Annotated in this window: 18 protein-coding genes; 11 read left to right on the forward strand and 7 right to left on the reverse strand. The window is 35.2% G+C overall.

The features are described from left to right. Positions 1–6: 6 nt before the first annotated feature. Positions 7–255, forward strand: a complete 249-nt coding sequence (locus J3U63_RS09635) for a YcgL domain-containing protein (RefSeq protein WP_081297552.1) — start codon at positions 7–9, stop codon at positions 253–255. Further along, positions 252–674 (forward strand): YcgN family cysteine cluster protein, encoded by a 423-nt coding sequence (locus tag J3U63_RS09640; RefSeq protein WP_267332496.1) that lies wholly within the window; start codon positions 252–254, stop codon positions 672–674. Before J3U63_RS09635 ends, J3U63_RS09640 begins: the two co-directional genes overlap by 4 nt. A gap of 30 nt (positions 675–704) precedes the next feature. Here the strand turns inward: J3U63_RS09640 and J3U63_RS09645 are convergent, their stop codons facing one another. Together J3U63_RS09645 and J3U63_RS09650 are read right to left on the reverse strand one after the other, a co-directional pair. Continuing rightward, positions 705–1,262, reverse strand: coding sequence for a YggT family protein (locus J3U63_RS09645; RefSeq protein WP_267332497.1), 558 nt, complete (start codon positions 1,260–1,262; stop codon positions 705–707). Positions 1,263–1,298: 36 nt separating this feature from the next. Further along, complete coding sequence (locus J3U63_RS09650; protein WP_267332498.1) at positions 1,299–2,000, reverse strand: YggS family pyridoxal phosphate-dependent enzyme; 702 nt, start codon at positions 1,998–2,000, stop codon at positions 1,299–1,301. Positions 2,001–2,035: 35 nt separating this feature from the next. On the opposite strand from J3U63_RS09650, the gene J3U63_RS09655 reads away from it, so the two are divergent. From J3U63_RS09655 to J3U63_RS09675, 5 genes are all read left to right on the forward strand, one after another. Continuing rightward, entirely contained in the window at positions 2,036–2,977 is a 942-nt protein-coding gene (locus J3U63_RS09655; protein WP_267332499.1) for a type IV pilus twitching motility protein PilT, read from the forward strand. A 442-nt stretch (positions 2,978–3,419) separates the two neighbouring features. Beyond that, positions 3,420–4,829 (forward strand): hypothetical protein, encoded by a 1,410-nt coding sequence (locus J3U63_RS09660; protein ID WP_267332500.1) that lies wholly within the window; start codon positions 3,420–3,422, stop codon positions 4,827–4,829. A 215-nt stretch (positions 4,830–5,044) separates the two neighbouring features. Then, positions 5,045–5,854, forward strand: a complete 810-nt coding sequence (gene proC / locus J3U63_RS09665) for a pyrroline-5-carboxylate reductase (protein WP_267332501.1) — start codon at positions 5,045–5,047, stop codon at positions 5,852–5,854. A gap of 308 nt (positions 5,855–6,162) precedes the next feature. Further along, positions 6,163–6,372, forward strand: a complete 210-nt coding sequence (locus J3U63_RS09670; RefSeq protein ID WP_267332502.1) for a cold shock domain-containing protein — start codon at positions 6,163–6,165, stop codon at positions 6,370–6,372. 128 nt (positions 6,373–6,500) lie between these two features. Beyond that, complete coding sequence (locus tag J3U63_RS09675) at positions 6,501–6,782, forward strand: DUF5339 domain-containing protein (protein WP_267344861.1); 282 nt, start codon at positions 6,501–6,503, stop codon at positions 6,780–6,782. A 15-nt stretch (positions 6,783–6,797) separates the two neighbouring features. Here the strand turns inward: J3U63_RS09675 and J3U63_RS09680 are convergent, their stop codons facing one another. The 3 genes from J3U63_RS09680 to J3U63_RS09690 form a co-directional block, all read right to left on the reverse strand. After that, positions 6,798–7,283, reverse strand: a complete 486-nt coding sequence (locus J3U63_RS09680) for a thermonuclease family protein (protein WP_267332504.1) — start codon at positions 7,281–7,283, stop codon at positions 6,798–6,800. 240 nt (positions 7,284–7,523) lie between these two features. After that, entirely contained in the window at positions 7,524–8,045 is a 522-nt protein-coding gene (gene fabA / locus J3U63_RS09685; protein ID WP_065634819.1) for a bifunctional 3-hydroxydecanoyl-ACP dehydratase/trans-2-decenoyl-ACP isomerase, read from the reverse strand. A 146-nt stretch (positions 8,046–8,191) separates the two neighbouring features. Then, complete coding sequence (locus tag J3U63_RS09690; RefSeq protein ID WP_416379535.1) at positions 8,192–9,769, reverse strand: AAA family ATPase; 1,578 nt, start codon at positions 9,767–9,769, stop codon at positions 8,192–8,194. Between the two features lie 385 nt (positions 9,770–10,154). Here J3U63_RS09690 and J3U63_RS09695 point away from each other — a divergent pair, with 385 nt between their 5' ends. Further along, entirely contained in the window at positions 10,155–11,927 is a 1,773-nt protein-coding gene (locus J3U63_RS09695) for a DUF3413 domain-containing protein (RefSeq protein ID WP_267332506.1), read from the forward strand. Positions 11,928–11,947: 20 nt separating this feature from the next. Here J3U63_RS09695 and lipA read toward each other — a convergent pair whose 3' ends face one another. Both lipA and lipB read right to left on the reverse strand, forming a co-directional pair. After that, the gene (gene lipA / locus J3U63_RS09700) at positions 11,948–12,907 is read right to left on the reverse strand and encodes a lipoyl synthase (protein WP_267332507.1); all 960 of its coding nucleotides are present in this window, start codon (positions 12,905–12,907) and stop codon (positions 11,948–11,950) included. 13 nt (positions 12,908–12,920) lie between these two features. Then, a complete protein-coding gene (lipB, locus tag J3U63_RS09705) occupies positions 12,921–13,538 on the reverse strand; it encodes a lipoyl(octanoyl) transferase LipB (RefSeq protein ID WP_267332508.1) in 618 nt (205 codons plus the stop codon). Between the two features lie 376 nt (positions 13,539–13,914). Between lipB and aceE the strand changes: the two genes are divergently transcribed. Genes aceE through lpdA form a run of 3 tightly spaced genes read left to right on the forward strand, consistent with a single transcriptional unit; the run spans position 13,915 to position 19,624 of the window. Next, on the forward strand, positions 13,915–16,581 hold the full coding sequence (gene aceE / locus J3U63_RS09710) for a pyruvate dehydrogenase (acetyl-transferring), homodimeric type (protein ID WP_267332509.1): 2,667 nt from the start codon (positions 13,915–13,917) through the stop codon (positions 16,579–16,581). 12 nt (positions 16,582–16,593) lie between these two features. Then, complete coding sequence (gene aceF, locus J3U63_RS09715; protein ID WP_416379527.1) at positions 16,594–18,183, forward strand: pyruvate dehydrogenase complex dihydrolipoyllysine-residue acetyltransferase; 1,590 nt, start codon at positions 16,594–16,596, stop codon at positions 18,181–18,183. 16 nt (positions 18,184–18,199) lie between these two features. Continuing rightward, positions 18,200–19,624 (forward strand): dihydrolipoyl dehydrogenase, encoded by a 1,425-nt coding sequence (gene lpdA, locus J3U63_RS09720; RefSeq protein WP_267371395.1) that lies wholly within the window; start codon positions 18,200–18,202, stop codon positions 19,622–19,624. Positions 19,625–19,834 lie beyond the last annotated feature (210 nt).

Here is a 19,834-nt window from a genome sequence, read left to right on the forward strand (position 1 = left end):
TCAGTTATGATGTGGTGTTATATTTATCGAAGTCCAAAAAAAGAAAATTGTTATTTATATCTGGAAAAGGAGAATGATTTTTCTACTATTCCTGAAAAAGTAATGTCAATTTTTGGTTCACCTGTATTGGTGATGAAAGTATTATTAGACGGTAAACGCCGTTTTGTTGTTGGTACTTCGGATGAAATAGAAGAAAAAATAAAAGCAGATGGTTTTTTCTTACAAATGTTAAAAGAAGATGATTTTAAAGTATGACAGAGCGATTTTGGGAATCTAAAACGTTAGATCAATTAACTGATGCACAATGGGAACAGTTGTGTGACGGCTGTGGTCAGTGCTGTCTTAATAAGTTGATGGATGAGGACACCGAAGAAATCTTGTACACCAATGTTGCTTGTAACTTGCTTGATTCTAATACGTGTCGTTGTAAGCATTATCACAATCGTTTCAAATATGAGCCTGATTGTATTAAGTTAACGCGTGAAAATCTTCTTACGATTGAATGGTTACCGTTAACTTGTTCTTATCGTTACTTTTTACAAACAGGGCAGCTACCCGAATGGCATCCACTCATTACCGGTGATAAAAAGCTTATGCATAAGCTGAAAATATCAGTTAGAAAACGTATTGTGTATGAAAAAGATGTAATTTGTTGGGAAGATCATATTCTATAAAAGGGAGTATACTCCCTTTTTTAAAAGCTTTTATAATATTAGCCAAATACTCCCGACCATATCGATGGCAAATAAATTCAAGAACATTAGAATAAAAATAAAAATCATAAATGAAATATCAATCATGCCAATAGGGGGAACAATGCGTCGAATGGGTGCGATAAAGGGTTCAGTCAACTCTGCCAGTAGTTCATCAGCGACCGATTGTCCACGGCTAACCCAACTTAGGATAGCTCTAAATAACAGTAACCAAAATAATAAATGACCAAAGGCGTGTATCATAGCAGCAACGGCATATGCTAAATACTCAGGGCTCCAAACTGGCGCATTAATCATGGCAAAATGTAAAATAAAAATAATTTTAACTAGCGCGACCAGATAGAAAATTAACCAGGTTGCACTATCAACTCTTCCTATTGACGGAATTACTTTACGTAATGGTCCAATAATGGGTTGAGAAATGCGAACTATAAATTGAGTAAATGGATTATGAAAATTAACTCTTACACTCTGCATCCATAGACGTAAAATGATCACATACAGACAAACAGTTAAAACAGCTCTTCCCAAGAAGATCAGTGATATCATTTAACACTCCTAAAAATTTTATAAGTTTGCAATATATCATAAATACTGCCTTGCGCCAAAGATCGCCGAGCCAATTCTAACCATAGTACTGCCTGCAACGATTGCTGCTTGCATATCAGCAGACATGCCCATAGATAATGTATCAAGAAATGGATAATCTATTTGTAGTGATTTTAAAAGTTGTTGCATCTGCTTAAATACATCTAATTGCTTGTTAAAATCATTCTCGATTTCAGGGATAGCCATCAAACCACGTAAATTCAAATTGGGTAATGCTATAACTTGCTTAACTAAGTCAGCGACTTGATTGGGTGCAATACCAGACTTGCTCGCTTCTTGACTTATATTTACTTGAATTAATACATTAAGTTTTTTCATATTGGCTGGCCTTTGCTCATTTAATCGCTGAGCGATTTTAAAACGATCAATTGTGTGCATCCAATCAAAATTTTCTGCCACTAATTTTGTTTTGTTTGATTGTAATGGGCCAATAAAATGCCAAATTAAAGGGGCATTGGGCATATTTTGTTTAAAAAATTGAATTTTTTCGACGCCTTCTTGAACATAGTTTTCGCCAAAGGCAAACTGACCTGCGCTAATAGCTTGTTCGATTAATGTCACAGGTTTTGTTTTACTGACGGCAATTAGTTCAATGCTATTGGGATCTCTTTCGCATTCTAACGCAATATTTTTAATTTTGTTTTTAATGGTGAGTATATTGTCATGTACTGTATTCATGTGAATCCCGAATCAAAGTTAGTTGGAATAATTGAATGTTAAATTCATTTTTGGCTCTTAGTGTAACGCAAAATGCCTCTGATTTGCACCTTTCAAGTGGTGAAGCTGCCTGTATTCGAATCAATGGGCAATTACAATTTTTATCAGAACACAGGTTATTACCAATAAGTTTAGAGACTGAACTATTATCATTATTAACTGGCGATCAAAAACAACAATTATATCAAAATAAACAAATTGACTTCGCTTATCAGGTAAAGGACTTAGGCAGATTTAGAGTGAATATTTTTTATCAATATCGGGGAATCTCAGCCGTTTTTCGTATAATTAAACAACACATTCCGACCCTTGCCGAGATAAAGGCGCCTGAAATTTTTAAACAACTTATCAATTATGAAAGTGGCATTATTTTAATTACCGGTTCAACAGGGAGTGGTAAGTCAACCACACTAGCATCTTTAATTAATCACATTAATTTTAATCAATCAAAGCACATATTAACCTTAGAAGATCCGATTGAATTTATTTATCATAATCAAAAATCATTAATCCAACAAAGAGAGTTAACAAATTTGGATCAGACTGTTGATAGCCTTTTAAGGCAAGATCCTGACATAATATTGCTTGGGGAATTACGTAACAAAAAAGCTATCCAAACCGCATTAACAGTAGCTGAAACAGGACATTTAGTTTTTGCTACGTTGCATACAAATTCTGCTATTGAGACTATTAATCGTATTATTGATGTATTTGAAGACAGTTCACGAGATTTTATTCGTACTCAATTATCACATAGTTTAAAGGCAATAATAAGTCAGAAACTAGTCACCACCGAAAATGGACGTAAAGCTTTATTTGAAGTACTGATTAACAACCCTGCTGTCAGTAATTTAATCAAAGAAGGCAAAGTTAAACACATTTATTCTTTAATGCAAACTGGACAACAATATGGCATGCAAGTAGCGCCTACATATTAGCTATTATAATACGGTTAAATTCCATAAAATGATTTTGAGTAAACCACCTTATGAGTTTTTAGAGGATGATTTTTACTCTAAAATATAAATAACTCGGTGTTTTCCTATAGGTATCTTTATTCTTAACTAATCTTTACAAAAAATCCATTAAAAAACTATCTAACTATTTTTTAAACAGCTATAATTTTTCACCTATAGAAATAGGCTTATAAAATAAGCAAACAATCATAAAAAACAAAATAAAACAATATATTACTTGACGGGCGGAACACAATGCTGTATCATTTTAGACACCAGACACCAGACACCAGACTGGCAAACCAATGTATTAAATTCATCAACTAACTCCATTCGACTATTTTTATATCTATTTTCGTTTATATTCTCGAAATTATCTACGAAGTTTTTTTCAAAGAAACAATTAGTATTGGCGTCGTCGTTGTTGTCGTACTCATTAGCACCACAGGCATTATCGGCTATTGCTGCCAATGCAATTCAAGGCACTGCTCCTTATTTAACATTCGATGGCGGAGCAACCCATGCGAACTCAGTTATTCCCTTATTATCAATAACATTACCAGGAAACAAAATTGTTAATGCATTAAATGATAGCTCTAGCATGGAAACACCAATCGTGTTAGATAAACTTTCTGCCACTTTTGCAGATATCAATACGTTAGTACCTTATGGGGATTATCCTGAGACATTGACAGATAAAGTTATTGATGATAACGATTATTGGAAGGATGATGATGGAGATATGTTCAATCGTGCCAATTCTAGTAAATTAAAAATTAAATGGAAAAATTTATATGGTCAAGATATTACTAATTATGTCAAGGACAACTTTGATAAAGCATTAGATGGGTGTGATGCACCTTATCAGTTGACTTTAGAAGTTGAAGATGTAAGCATTAAGACAAAATATGGTATTCCCTCTGAAAGTGATAGATTTATAGGAGACAGGCATACTTTCTACCTTTATCCTAAAATAGATAAACCACAATTTTGTTACTCTATTCCTGATTTAGAGTTTGATTTTTATTCAAATAATATGCCTTATGATGGGGCTATTTCATCTTTTAACGATTCGAATGGTGATTGGAATAAGTATAGAGGATTTTATACTTACAATCCTGCAAATCCTGGGGCAAACTTTCCAACAACAGGCTCTAATAATTTGTTTTTTTATTTGAGCATTGCAGGGATGAAAGCACAAGATATTGTAAATGCTAATGGTCGTACAATTTCGGCAGGAGGGGTAACATTAACGTTAAGTGCTGAAAATACGTTACCTACTGGATTAGTAAAAATCAACTTAACAGGTCCTAAAGAGAGTGCACCTAGTTCTTTTTGGCCTTCAACTTTTTATTTTCGCGATATGAACAATGATCCATTTTATAGCTTTAGGTTAGAGCGTTGGTATGTGGCTAAAAAAGGTGGAGCAGGAGGTTATCAGAATGCAGTAACGTTTTGTAATAATTTTAATGGTGGTGGATATCGTATAGGAAAAGTGCACGATTTTACAAATTCAAGAAATAGTAACGTCAATTGGCTAAATGGTATATCTGAATCATTTTATCTTAGAAAAATTAGTTATAAAACAGATGGTTATTGGATGGGAGGACTTTTTAGTGAATGGGGCCGTGTGACTCAAATTTACTATAAAGATAGTGATTGGGAATATTTTCGTGTTGGTGACCCTGCTTGGGGAGATTCGAGAGCAATTTATTGGACTTCAGATGATCAGTCACATTGGGGATATAATTATGTTGTAGAGGCTAATACTGGTGGTGTTGGTGATAGAGATCATTTAGATCAGGACTATAGAGTTGCTTGTGTTGCACCCTAGTTTATTCCATCCTTTAAAACGTATTCATAACTATTTAAACAAAAATATTTAGTATTTTGTTTAAATAGTTGATTGAATTCTTCAGCTATAAAGTATTTAATTAACCATCGAAGTTTATGCCTATTTTTTATATATGTTATATTACTAAAAAGGTTTTTATACAAAAAATGTTCTATACTTGTGAGCTAGTATAGATACTAAAAGGTGATTAATAAATGGAACAAAAAATTGGATTTATCGGTTTAGGAAATATGGGGAATGCCATTTTACAAGGGATTTTATTAAGTAATATTGTTCCTGGATCTCAGCTTTATGTTTATGACCATCATCCAGAAAAAGGGCAACTCCTTAATCAAGAATATGCTGTTAATAATCTTAATTCTGAGCGTGAAGTTGCGCGTGAATCAGATATTGTTATTATTGCGGTTAAACCTAATGTCATTGTAGATGTATTGAACGATATTCAAAAAGAGTTAAAAAAGAATACAATTGTTATCTCAATTGCAGCCGGTGTAACTATTAAAACTATTGCTAAAAGCGTTGGTTATGAGCAAAAAATTATTCGAGTGATGCCAAATACGCCGGCACTAGTAAATGCGGCAATGTGCTCAATTACCCCTAACACTGAAGTGACAGACGATGAGTTAGCAATCGTGCAGTCGTTATTGAATTGTATTGGTGAAACCGAAGTTGTGCCTGAATATTTAATTGATGCGGTTGTTGGCGCTAGTGGATCTTCACCTGCATTTGTATTTATGTTTATTGAAGCGATTGCTGATGGCGCTGTTAAAGGTGGTTTGTCGAGAAAACAAGCTTATAAATTTGCAGCACAGACGGTGTTAGGATCGGCAAAACTGTTACTTAAAACCGGTAAACACCCAGGTGAATTAAAAGATATGGTTTGCTCGCCTGCTGGAACAACTATCGAAGGCGTACAAGTTCTTGAAGAAAAAGGATTTCGAGCGGCAGTAATCGATGCCGTAGAAGCAACAATCAAAAAATCGAAAGATCTGTCCGAAAAATAAATTGTTAAGTGTGACATATTACTCTAATAGAAATTCATTTTGTATTCCTTCCTGTTAGAGTAATGAAATGTTAAAAGTAAAACATTTCTTGCATTCAATCGGAATTTATGCGTTAATAGTTACCAGCATATAACATGCAGATTTATTTTGTAACATTTAGATATTCGCAGTTTGTAGTTTACTTTATATCAGGGATTCGTATTAGTTTTCTTCAGTCTCCTCTTCTTAGTGTTAATAAGTAGTCTAGGTTTTATGTTTTAAAGATGGCCGTCATCGGCTAAGATTAATTTATTTATAGGAAGATTGTTATGTCTAAGAAAACTGGTCAAGTTAAATGGTTTAATGAAAGTAAAGGTTTTGGTTTTATTTCGCCTGCAGATGGCAGCAAAGATGTATTTGTACACTTTTCAGCGATTTCTGGTGATGGCTTTAAAACGCTAGCTGAAGGTCAACAAGTAGAATTTTCTATCCAAGATAGTCCTCGTGGTCCAGCTGCTGCTGACGTTATTCTAATTTAAATACCTCCCATCATATCCTATCTTATCAGCAACTATTTGCTGGTAAGATTACAAGCAAAATAATTCTACATATACACTTTTAAAAAAAATCTTATAACATATCAATAGTAAAATAATATGAGGAAAAAATGAAAAAATTACTACTTACAATCTCATTACTGGGAATATCTTCTTTTGCCATGGCAGACCTATCAGCGTCTTGTAAAACTTATTTTGATAAAGTGGATAATTTAATCAAAGCCATTCCAGATAATGCAGCGACTAAACAACAAACGGATATGTTGAAACAAAATCTAGAATTGGGTAAAAAGCAAGTTATTGCAATGTCTCAAGCTGATCAAGAAAATGCTTGTAAGAAAGGATTAGAGGCATTAAAACAAGCAGAAGCAGCATTATCTTCTAAAAAATAATGCGCTAAAGTTGATTTATCGTTTATTACGATGTCGAAAATCCCAAGGGGCTATAGGATTTTTATCTTTCCAAAGCCCTTTTTTGTTTTGTTTGGCTTGCGTTTCTAATCTTACCATTTCTTGATTATTTGCTATCCCTTTATAACGGTAAGCCCAAGCATAGCCACTTTCAACCATCTTAGCATTGATATTTATCTTATTGGAAAATACAGTACCTAACGTTCGTTGATAGATATCTTTTTTACTCTCTTTTATAAAAACAGCTTTACCCGCAACAAGTGACGCTAAATATTTTCTCGACACATTGCCATAAGCTTGTTTTTTTTCGGGCGCATCGATATCTAACAATCTAACTCTAATTTTTTGTTTAGTGTTGGTTAATACATCAATTGTATCGCCATCAATCACTTTGACTACTTTGCCTGCAAAATCAGCATAAACAAAAGAACTGAATAAAAAAGAAAAAACAATAATAATAAAAAAACGTTTTAACAAAATCATATTTAAAAACTTAAAAAATAAACTTATTATGGCGATGACCAACAAATGATGAACTAGTTTATATTGTTATAAGGAATGTCATTTGATCATAGGCACAATAGATAACTAGGTTGAGCTGCAATGACAAATAGCAAAAACATGTTGTTATTAATGATACTCAATCAACCACTGTTGTCTAATAAATCGTTATTTTAGCCTTACAACTAGTGCGTTATAAGGCTAAGTAACCTTTATTATGAATTAAAATTCGCTGGTATCTTTAAATAATCCAACTTTTAAATCAGTTGCTTCATAAATTAATTTACCATCAACATAAACTTCGCCATCTCCAATTCCCATAATTAATTTACGGTTAATGACGCGTTTAAAATGAATTTTATAAGTCACTTTTTTATTTTTTGGCAGGATCTGACCTTTTAATTTTAATTCGCCAACACCCAGTGCGCGTCCTTTACCTTTACCACCAATCCAACCAAGATAAAAGCCGACTAATTGCCATAATGCATCTAAGCCTAAACAACCAGGCATCACAGGATCGTTTTTAAAGTGACATTTAAAGAACCATAAATCAGGATTGATATCGAATTCTGCTTCAACATAACCTTTACTATAGTTACCGCCATCTTCATTCATTTCAATCACACGATCCATCATTAACATTAGATCAGAAGGTAAAGGAGGACCATCATGACCAAATAATTCACTATTGCCTGATTTAATCAAATCTGCTTTATCATACGAAGACTTACGTTCAAATGTCATAAAAAAACCTTTTATTTGTTGTTATTACTTCATGGTCAAAATAACGGTATTATTCATATCCATGTTATAAAAATAGATAGTGTTTAAACAGTATCAGTTTAACTCATTAATTAATGAGATTTTGCTTTAAAGTGTATTGGTTATTATTATTTTTTGCAATATTTTTGCCATCTACTCAACCAACTGTCGTGTTTTTTATCTTGCACTAACAGTGACTGCATGCGTGCCTGAATCAATTTGTATAAGCTAATACCATGCTCATCTTTATAGGGAATACCCGTTAGTAAATACAAGGCATCGGCAATATGCTCAACTGCCCAAATTGAAAATTTATTTTCTATCACTGCATTAATCACTTCATCGCTTAAACTCAAATGGCGTTGGTTACTGGCGGGAATAATGACTCCTTGTTGGCCAGTTAAGCCTTGATGCTGACAAACGGCAAAAAAACCTTCTATTTTTTCATTTACCCCACCAATTGACTGTACATGACCAAACTGATCAACCGAACCGGTAACAGCTAATTGTTGATCGATAGGTTGATTGGATAATGCACTAATGAGTGCACAAAATCCAGCCAATGAAGCACTATCACCATCGATTTCACTATAAGATTGTTCAAACACTAAAGATGTTGAAAAAGGTAATTGATGATTTATCGCAAATTCTGACATCATAAATGCTTGCATTATCATCATTCCTTTAGAATGAATGTTGCCTGCAAGGTCAGTTTTACGTTCAATATCAATCAATTCACCATCACCAAAATGAATAATGCAGCTTAAACGAGAGGGTTCTCCTATGGCTCTTGGATAACCCGGATATTCAATGACAGATAACCCATTTATTTGCCCAACAACCTGATCTTTGGTATTAATCATTATCTGGTTGGTAAATATTTCATCATAAAACCGCTCAGTTAAATAACTTTCGCGCCAAAGTTTTTGCTTGATTGACTTGATTATAGCTGACTCATCAATGACACTATTTTCCATATAATGGGCTGCATTAACTAATAGGGTGTAAACCCAATCAACTGCCATAGGAAGATAAAATTGATCACCGGTATAACGTGTTGCTTCTTTATATAACTTAGTGAATGCTGATTTATCAATATGTGGTAAGTTTTGATTCTCAGCTATAAATTCTAAGTAACTAAACCACTGTTCTATCTGTAAAGAGGCGTTAACGGCTAATTCGTTTTCAAACTCACTATATATTGAAGTGGAGTAAAACTCGGGATCGAGATCTTGTAATTCGGTTAAGCTTAATCTATCACCGACTAAAATAATGCGTAAATCAAGAGGCATTTTTGGAATAGCAATAGGCAATGGGTGTAATTCATCGGCAGAAAACCATTCAAACTCTTGTTTTATCACCATCTGTTTTAATTTAAACCACATAGATGGTTGGGCAAGTAACGAGCGGAGTCCTAAAATCAAAAAACCACCATTGGCTTGATGAACTAAACCTGCTTGTAATTTGATAGGATCATTTTCCGGTTGTCGAACGCAGCCTAATAGCATTTCACTATCGAAAGATAGGGCTGTTAAACACGTATCTTGAACAGCAAAGTTATCTTGTTTACTTTTGGCTTTTGTTAGCGTGATTTTGTTATCATTGATATAGTAACTAAAGCCTAAAATAGAGGTTGAAATACTAGGTTTAATTGCTTGTTTAAATAGACGAAAAAACAGTTCGCTTTCTGTTCCTTTTAGGAGCATAAACCGAGGGGTATAAGCTTGCTTTTGCTTTGGGCACAATAGTGAAAAGGCATCGGCAATTCGTGGTTGCCATGTTAATAAATTATTTACCTCTTTAGTGGCTAAATCAGTAGGTATCTTTTTATTATTAACGATGATTTCGATTTGTTTTAAATCTGGTTGAAGCTGTTGTGCTTCGAGTTGTTTGATTGCCAAAATGAGTATCTTTTTTGTTAGCCAAATAAATCTATAAATTATAGCAAGTATCGATTGTAACGCCAACAAATTACCGAGATCTTTATGCTAACAAATAAAAAATTTACAGAAAGATTTTTCAAAATCAGGTAAACTATCCCGTAAATTAATAGTTACTAATCATTGTTATCATCATTGCCAACAATTAAATATGCTCAAACTTAAAAATAATCATTTTAAAGATGAACAAGTTTCACAAATTGTGAGCTGGGGACACTGGTTTACATTATTTAATATTTTTGTCGTAATTATTCTTGGTAGTCAATACTTGATGATTGCGGATTGGCCTCGCACATTTATGGGAAGATTTTATGCTATTATTAGTGCGATTGGGCATTTTAGTTTTTTGACTTTTATTGCTTACTTGATTTTACTTTTTCCATTAAGCTTTTTTATTTATTCATCAAGGTGGCAACGCATCATTGCAACAATTACAGCTACCTTAGGTATTACCTTACTTTTAATTGATATTGACGTTTTTTCGCATTTTCGAATGCATCTTAATTTATCGATTTGGCAATTGCTAACTACGCAAAAGGCTTCTTTTTTAAGTACTGCATTTATTCTTATTCCGTTTATCCTCTTTATTGAGATTTTATTTGCAATCTGGAGCTGGAAAAAGTTACGTAGCCTTACTAAACGTAAACGATTTGCAAAGCCAGTTGTCCTTATATTTATTCTTTGCTTTATTTCTTCCCATCTTATTCATATTTGGGCTGATGCTAATTTTTATCGACCAATAACCATGCAGCGTTCAAGCTTGCCGCTGTCTTATCCGCTTACCGCGAGGCATTTTCTTGAGCGTTATGGTTTTATTGAGCAAAATGATTATCGTAATCGGGTTATTCAAGAAGGTAATCCATTCGCACTTGCAATTGAGTATCCACTTGGGCGTATCACATTTGATACCGAACAACAGATGAAAAATGTGGTAATGATTGCTATAGATGGATGGAATTATGATTTGCTTGATGACACTATGCCTGCGTTAAATAAATTTGCGCATAACAGCCTCTTTTTTACTAATCATTATGGTGCAAGCAATCAGTCATATTTAAATGATTTTTCACTGTTTTATGGGTTAGATCCCAATTATTACAACAGTATTTTAGCCAGTCACAAAACTTCGGCTTTAATTGATGCAGTAATAAAACAACATTATAATTTAGGTTTATTTTCGGCCGATGGTTTTGCCGAACCTCTTTATCGTTATGCATTACTCTCTAATTTTACCTTACCTGAACCTAAAAAACAGACTAATCGACAAGTCACTGATAACTGGATGGCATGGCATGACAAACAAAACGAATTGGACAACCATGCACCTTTATTTTCTGTCATTCAATATTCACTGGGTTCTAAAAATAAAAACGTACCGATAACTGAATTAAAAACTGAGGCAAAAAAATTAGATCAGTATTTAGAATCGATAATTAGTTACTTAAAATTATCAAATTCATTTGATAATACGATTATTGTTATCACCGGATCGAATGACATTAAGATTAATGAAAATTTGAAAATTGCATTACGTGATAATACAAAGAGTTTTAGTCGGGAATCACTAAAAGTACCATTAATCATTTCTTGGCCAAATAAAGAGGCCAAACAAATAAGTGATGTAACTACGCAAACTGATATTTTAAGTACATTAATGCAAGAAGCATTCAATGTTACCACACCACCTCAACAATATAGTCAAGGTAAAAACTTATTTGATCAAAAATCTAGACAATGGATCATTGCTGGCAATGAAAGCGAAATAGCTGCGCTTTATAGTGATAAAACCGTTGTTCTTGATGAATTTGGGCGCTCAAAAATTTATGATTTAAACGATAAATTAGAAAAAGATCAGAAGATAAGCTTACCAATATTCTTACAAATTGTAACCGAGAATCGCCGGTTTATGGTTTTTGATGATTAAGAGTAAAAAAAGGGTGAAGATTACTTCACCTCTTTCCCCATTGCTTGTAAATCGGCATGATAAGATGAACGAACGAATGGACCACACGCCGCATGGGTAAATCCCATATTTAATGCGATTTGTTTTAACTCATCAAATTCTTCCGGTGGCACATAACGCTCAACCGGTAGATGATATTTGCTTGGTTGTAGATATTGACCTAACGTTAGCATAGTTACGCCATGGGTACGAAGGTCTTTTAATACTTGAATCAGTTCTTCATTAGTTTCACCAAGTCCTACCATTAAACCAGATTTTGTGGGTATTTCAGGATGTCTTTCTTTAAAAGCGGCTAATAATTTTAGTGAACCTTGATAACTGGCACCAGGACGAATTTTTTTATAAAGGCGTGGAATATTTTCTAAATTATGATTAAACACATCTGGTGGATTTTCACTTAACACCTTAACCGCTTCATCAATGCAACCACGAAAATCTGGGGTCAAAGTTTCAACTTTAATATTAGGGCTTAATGCTCTAATTTCTTTGGTACACGAAGCAAAATGGCTCGCGCCGCCATCTTTAAGATCATCACGATCTACCGAGGTAATTACTACATAACGCAGTCTCATTTCTTGTATAGTTTTAGCTAATTTTATGGGTTCTTCACGATCTGGCGGTAAAGGTCGTCCGTGTGCAACGTCGCAAAATGGGCAACGACGAGTACAAATATCGCCTAAAATCATAAAAGTCGCCGTTCCATGATTAAAGCACTCAGCTAAGTTAGGACAAGAAGCCTCTTCACAAACTGAATGTAAACCGTGTTTGCGCATGGTATTTTTAATATGCGAAATGTTATCAGAATGAACTGGTAATTTGATTTTCATCCATTCCGGTTTTTTTAGTGGCGCAGCGTCTTGTATTGTAATAGTTGGGATTAATCGTGTTTTATCAGCATCACGATATTTTGAGCTTCTGATTATTGTTTCATTATTTTGCATAATTTATATCTTATTAGTTTGTTAACTGCTTGATGAAATTATTGGTTAACAATTGTTTTATTTTTTTACGATCAATTGGCGAGACATATTCTTTTAATTGTGTCATTTGTAATCCGGCATAACCACAAGGATTGATATTTTTAAACGGTCCAAGGTCCATATCAATATTTAATGCAAGCCCATGTAATGTGCAACCTCTTTTAATATGTAACCCGAGTGAACAGATTTTCTTGTTATTGATATACACGCCCGGCGCATCGGCTTTAGCGTAAGCTATAATACCATAGTGTTGCAAAGTATCGATGACACTCTTTTCCAAATAACTGACAATATCACGAATGCCGATCTTACGTCGTTTCAAATCAAATAATATATACATAATCTGCTGACCAGGTGCGTGATAGGTAATTTGTCCGCCGCGATCAGTTTGTACAATCGGAATATCTGTTTTGCATAACAAATGTTCTGGCTTACCAACTTTTCCTTGTGTAAAAACAGGGTAGTGCTCAACTAACCAAATTTCATCCAATGTTTGTTCATTGCGATTAAGCGTAAATTCATGCATGGCTTGATAAGTTTGCAGGTAGGGCTGTATATCTAAATCCTGAATAATAATATCTTCTGCTTTCATCTTCACTGTAGCGTTTATCTGCCATTTTTATCAAAATCTTACATCTATATATCAGATTTTACTATAACTTGACAATACATAGCTAATCACGGTATAACCAATCCCATTAATTCAGATAAATTAATTTTTATTAAATTTGATTTATATCAATTGATTATGGGTTTATTTAAATTAATAATTGAAATGGTTGATTAATTTGATAGGAATTAACATTCTTTTCTAAACTATGGTTTGCTTTACTTTTTCTTTGAAAATGGCAGACTTATACTAAATAAGCTCCGTAATGCAGAGTAGAAGGTTATAAGTTAGTTATGGCTTAAGTTATAGCTAAGGATAGCAAAAGCTGCATTTTTTTTAACAAAAAAGAGGTTTTTATATGTCGGACATGCAAGTGAATGATATCGATCCTATTGAAACACAAGATTGGCTAAAAAGTCTTGATTCAATTATTCGTGAAGAAGGCATCGAACGTGCACAATATATTATTGAACAAATAGTCAATAAAGCCAAAGATGGTGGTGTTCCTTTACTTTTTGGTTCTTCAACCAGTAATTATATCAATACCATCCCTGTAGAAGAGGAGCCAGCATATCCGGGGGATTGGGAAATTGAAAGACGCATTCGTTCAATTGTTCGTTGGAATGCTATTATGATGGTACTTAGAGCATCTAAAAAGGATTTAGAGCTTGGCGGTCATATGGCATCATTTCAGTCTGCTGCTACATTTTATGAAGTTTGTTTTAACCACTTTTTCCGTGCCAGAAATGAGAAAGATGGTGGTGACTTAATTTATTTCCAAGGTCATATCTCACCGGGAATTTATTCACGTGCATTTATTGAAGGTCGTTTGACTGAAGAACAATTAGATAATTTCCGTCAAGAAGTTCATGGTAAAGGTCTATCATCTTATCCTCATCCAAAATTAATGCCTGAATTCTGGCAATTCCCAACTGTTTCTATGGGATTAGGTCCGGTTAGTGCGATTTTCCAAGCTCGATTCTTAAAATACCTAAACCATCGTGGGCTTAAAGATACCTCAGAACAAACTGTCTATGCATTTTTAGGTGATGGTGAAATGGATGAGCCAGAATCAAAAGGGGCAATCACAGTTGCAACCCGTGAAAAACTAGACAATTTAGTTTTTGTTATCAACTGTAATTTACAACGCTTAGATGGCCCTGTTACTGGTAATGGTAAAATTATCAATGAACTCGAAGGTGTATTTGCTGGTGCGGGTTGGAATGTTATTAAAGTGCTTTGGGGTGATCGTTGGGATAAATTATTACAAAAAGATAAATCAGGTAAATTAATCCGTCTAATGAACGAAACACTTGATGGTGATTACCAAACATTAAAATCTAAAGATGGTGCTTATGTTCGTGAACACTTCTTTGGTAAATACCCTGAAACCGCAGCCTTAGTTAAAGATATGTCTGATGAAGAGATCTTTAGATTAAATCGAGGTGGTCAAGATCCATCTAAAATGTTTGCTGCATTTATGCGAGCAAAACAGACTAAAGATCGACCAACTGTAATTTTAGCTCATACTATTAAAGGTTATGGTATGGGTGAAGCGGCTGAAGCGAAAAATATTGCTCACCAAGTTAAAAAAATGAATATGGATGGTGTTCGTCATGTTCGTGATTTCTTTAATATTCCTGTGACTGACGATGCACTTGAAAAATTACCTTATATTAAATTTGAAGAACATACACCTGAATACAAATATATCCATGAACGTCGTAATGCGCTGCATGGCTATGTTCCGTCAAGATTAACTAAGTTCTCTGGAACAGTTTCTATTCCACCATTAAGTGAGTTTGCGCCATTACTTGAAGCACAAACTAAAGAAATTTCAACAACAATTGCGTTTGTTCGTGCTCTTAACATCATGCTTAAGGACAAAGAGTTAGCACCACGTTTAGTGCCAATTCTCGCTGATGAAGCACGTACTTTTGGTATGGAAGGCTTATTCCGTCAAATTGGTATCTATAATCCACATGGACAACAATATACCCCACAAGATAGAGAACAAGTCGCTTACTATCGTGAAGATGAAAAAGGTCAGATTTTACAAGAAGGAATCAATGAATGTGGTGCGACAGCTTCTTGGATTGCTGCTGCAACTTCATATAGTACTAATGATTTCCCAATGATTCCATTCTATATTTATTACTCAATGTTTGGTTTCCAACGCATTGGTGATTTAATGTGGGCAGCTGGCGATCAACAAGCTCGCGGATTTATGATCGGTGGTACATCTGGACGCACAACCCTAAATGGGGAAGGCTTACAACACCAAGATGGTCATAGCCATATTCAAGCTTTAACTATCCCGAATTGTATCTCTTATGATCCTGCATATGCTTATGAAGTCGCTGTTATAATGCAAGATGGCTTACGTCGTATGTATGGCGAACAAGAAAATGTTTACTACTACATCACAACTCTTAACGAAAATTATGCGCAACCAGCGATGCCAGAAGGTGCAGAAGAGGGGATCCGTCGAGGTATTTATAAACTTGATACCGTTGCAGGTCAAGCAGGTAAACCAACTGTTCAGTTATTAGGTTCAGGCTCTATATTACGCCATGTTCGTGATGCTGCTGCTATCCTAGCGAAAGATTATGGGGTTAACTCAGAAGTTTACAGTGTAACATCTTTTACCGAGCTTGCTCGTGATGGACAAGATTGTGAACGTTACAATATGTTACATCCAAGTGAAACACCAAAAGTGCCTTATGTTGCACAGGTGATGAATAATAATCCAGCGGTTGTGTCAACTGACTATATGAAACTGTTTGCTGAACAAATCCGCGGTTTTGTTCCTGCCGAAAGCTACCGAGTATTAGGTACTGATGGCTTTGGTCGCAGTGATAGTCGAGAAAACTTGCGCCATCATTTTGAGGTAGATGCATCTTATGTTGTTGTTGCTGCATTGGGTGAACTTGCTAAACGTGGTGATATTCAAGCTAGTGTGGTTGAAGAAGCCATCAAAAAATTTGAAATCAACCCAGATAAACTCAACCCACGTATTGCATAAGAGGTAAAAAGAATGAGTATAGAAATAAAATTACCCGACATTGGTGGTGATGAAGTTGAAGTAACCGAAATTTTGGTCAAAGTCGGTGATAAAGTTGCTGTTGACGATAATATTATGACTGTTGAAGGTGATAAAGCGTCAATGGAAATTCCTGCACCACAAGCAGGCGTTGTAAAATCTATCATTGTGAAAGTTGGTGACAAAGTAAAAACTGGCGTTGCAATTATGGAATTTGATGAAGATGGTGCAAGTGCACCAGCTACCAAAGAAGAGCCAAAATCAGCGCCAGCTGCACCTGCTGCTCCAGCCGCAAGTCAAATTGTTGATGTCAATGTACCTGATATTGGTGGTGATGAAGTTGAAGTCACTGAAATTTCGGTTAAAGTTGGTGATAGCGTAGCAATCGACGATAACATCATTACTGTTGAAGGCGATAAAGCATCAATGGAAGTGCCTGCAACCGTTGCTGGTGTTGTTAAAAACATTGTTGTTAAAGTTGGCGATAAAGTTAAAACTGGTTCTAAAATAATGGAATTTGAAACGGCAGCATCGACTGCACCAGCGAAAGCTGAAAGTTCAGCGCCAGTATCAACACCAGCTCAAGTAGCTCCGGCGCCTGCAACAGTAGCTGAGCCGGCTAAGGCATCAGCTCCAGCAACCACGGGCAATGATTTTGTTGAAAATGATGCTTATGCACATGCAACACCATCGGTTCGTCGTTTAGCTCGCGAATTTGGCGTTAATCTTGCTAAAGTGACACCAACAGGTCCTAAACATCGTATTTTACGTGAAGATATTCAAGCTTATGTTAAAAATGCGGTTAAACAAGTTGAAAGTGGCAATGCAGGTGGTGCATTACCTGGCTTACTACCATGGCCAAAAGTTGATTTCAGTAAATTTGGTGAAGTAGAATCATTACCATTAACTAAGATTCAAAAAGTATCAGGTGCTAATTTACATCGCAACTGGGTCATGATTCCGCATGTTACTGAATTTGATGAAACAGATATTACTGATCTAGAAGCATTTCGTAAGCAACAAAATGCTGAAGCTGATAAGAAAAAACTTGATCTTAAGATCACACCACTTGTATTTATTATGAAGGCGGTAGCAAGTGCGTTAACGGCTTACCCACGCTTTAACAGTTCATTATCTGAAGATGCACAAACCTTAATCATTAAAAAATACATTAATATTGGGGTAGCGGTTGATACGCCAAATGGTTTAGTAGTGCCGGTATTTAAAGATGTGAATAAAAAAGGTATTGTTGAACTTTCACGTGAACTGGCTGAAATTTCTAAAAAAGCGCGTGACGGTAAATTAACAGGTTCAGACATGCAAGGTGGTTGTTTTACTATTTCTAGCCTAGGTGGAATTGGTACCACTTCATTTACTCCAATTGTAAATGCGCCTGAAGTCGGAATTTTAGGGGTATCACGCTCTACTATGAAACCTGTTTGGAATGGTAAAGAGTTTATACCACGCTTAATGTTACCATTGTCATTATCATTTGATCACCGTGTGATTGATGGTGCTGACGGTGCACGCTTCTTAAGCCATATTGTTAACGTATTATCCGACTTACGTCGTTTAGTGATGTAGTGGAGGAAAATAGATTATGAGTCAAGAAGTTAAAACACAACTTGTAGTTTTAGGTGCAGGGCCAGCGGGATATTCCGCTGCGTTCCGCGCAGCCGATCTTGGTTTAGATGTCACCTTAGTTGAACGTTACTCAACGCTAGGTGGGGTGTGTCTGAACGTCGGTTGTATTCCTTCCAAAGCATTACTGCATGTTGCTAAAGTAATGGATGAAGCCAAATCATTAACTGAGCATGGTATTCATTTTGGTACCCCAAAACTTGAATTAGATAAAGTACGCGGTTGGAAAGAGAAAGTTATTAATCAGCTCACTAATGGATTAGCGGGTATGGCTAAAATGCGTAAAGTGAACGTAATTCAAGGTGAAGCGCAATTTACTGGCAGTCATACTATGGATGTGACATCGTCAAAAGGCATTACCAAAATTACCTTTGATAATGCGATTATTGCTGCTGGTTCTCGCCCAATTACATTACCATTCATTCCTCATGAAGATCCGCGTATTTGGGATTCAACCGATGCATTAGCATTAACCACCATTCCTAAAAAATTATTATTAATGGGTGGGGGAATTATTGGACTTGAAATGGGTACTGTTTATCATGCCCTAGGTTCAGAAGTGGATGTGGTTGAAATGTTTGACCAAGTGATTCCTGCGGCTGATAAGGATGTGGTTAAAGTCTTCACTAAACAAATCCAGAAGAAGTTTACCCTAAGACTGGAAACTAAAGTCACTACCGTTGAAGCAAAACATGATGCCATTTATGTCACCATGGAGAAAAAAGACGGAACGACCGAAACGCATACCTATGATGCTGTGTTAGTCGCAATTGGACGTACCCCAAATGGTAAACTAATTGGCGCTGAAAAAGCTGGCGTAAATGTTACCGATCGTGGCTTTATCGAAGTTGACAAACAAATGCGCACTAATGTACCGCATATTTATGCGATAGGTGACGTAGTGGGTCAACCAATGCTTGCGCATAAAGGTGTGCATGAAGGGCATGTTGCTGCTGAAGTAATTGCTGGTAAAAAACACTTCTTCGATCCAAAAACTATTCCTTCAATTGCATACACTGAACCTGAAGTAGCTTGGGTTGGTTTAACTGAAAAAGAAGCAAAATCTAAAGGTATTGATTACGAAGTAGCAATCTTCCCATGGTCAGCATCAGGACGCGCGATTGCTTCTGATTGTTCAGAGGGTATGACAAAATTGATCTTCAATAAAGCTGATAATCGCTTACTTGGTGGAGCAGTTGTCGGTGTGAATGGTGGAGAGTTGCTAGGTGAAATCACTTTAGCTGTTGAAATGGGATGTGATGCAGAAGATATTGCATTAACTATTCATGCTCATCCGACATTACATGAATCGATCGGTTTAGCGTCCGAAATTTATGAAGGATCGGTAACCGATCTACCGAATGTAAAAGCGAAGAAAAAATAGTTAAAACAGACTTTTTAACTGTATATAAAATGCCATTAGCATTAAAAATGCTAATGGCATTTTTATTTCGATTAGCAATCCCATTTTCAACTCCAATAACAAACGCGTTATTTAACTTTTTATTCATTGGTTTGATTTAAATTCAGGACTTTATATCTCAATCAACTTATCAATATTTACATAAAAATTACAGTAAAATCACAAACATTT

It is taken from the genome of Gilliamella sp. B2838, from assembly GCF_026536185.1.
In the GTDB taxonomy this organism is placed as follows: Bacteria; Pseudomonadota; Gammaproteobacteria; order Enterobacterales; family Orbaceae; genus Gilliamella.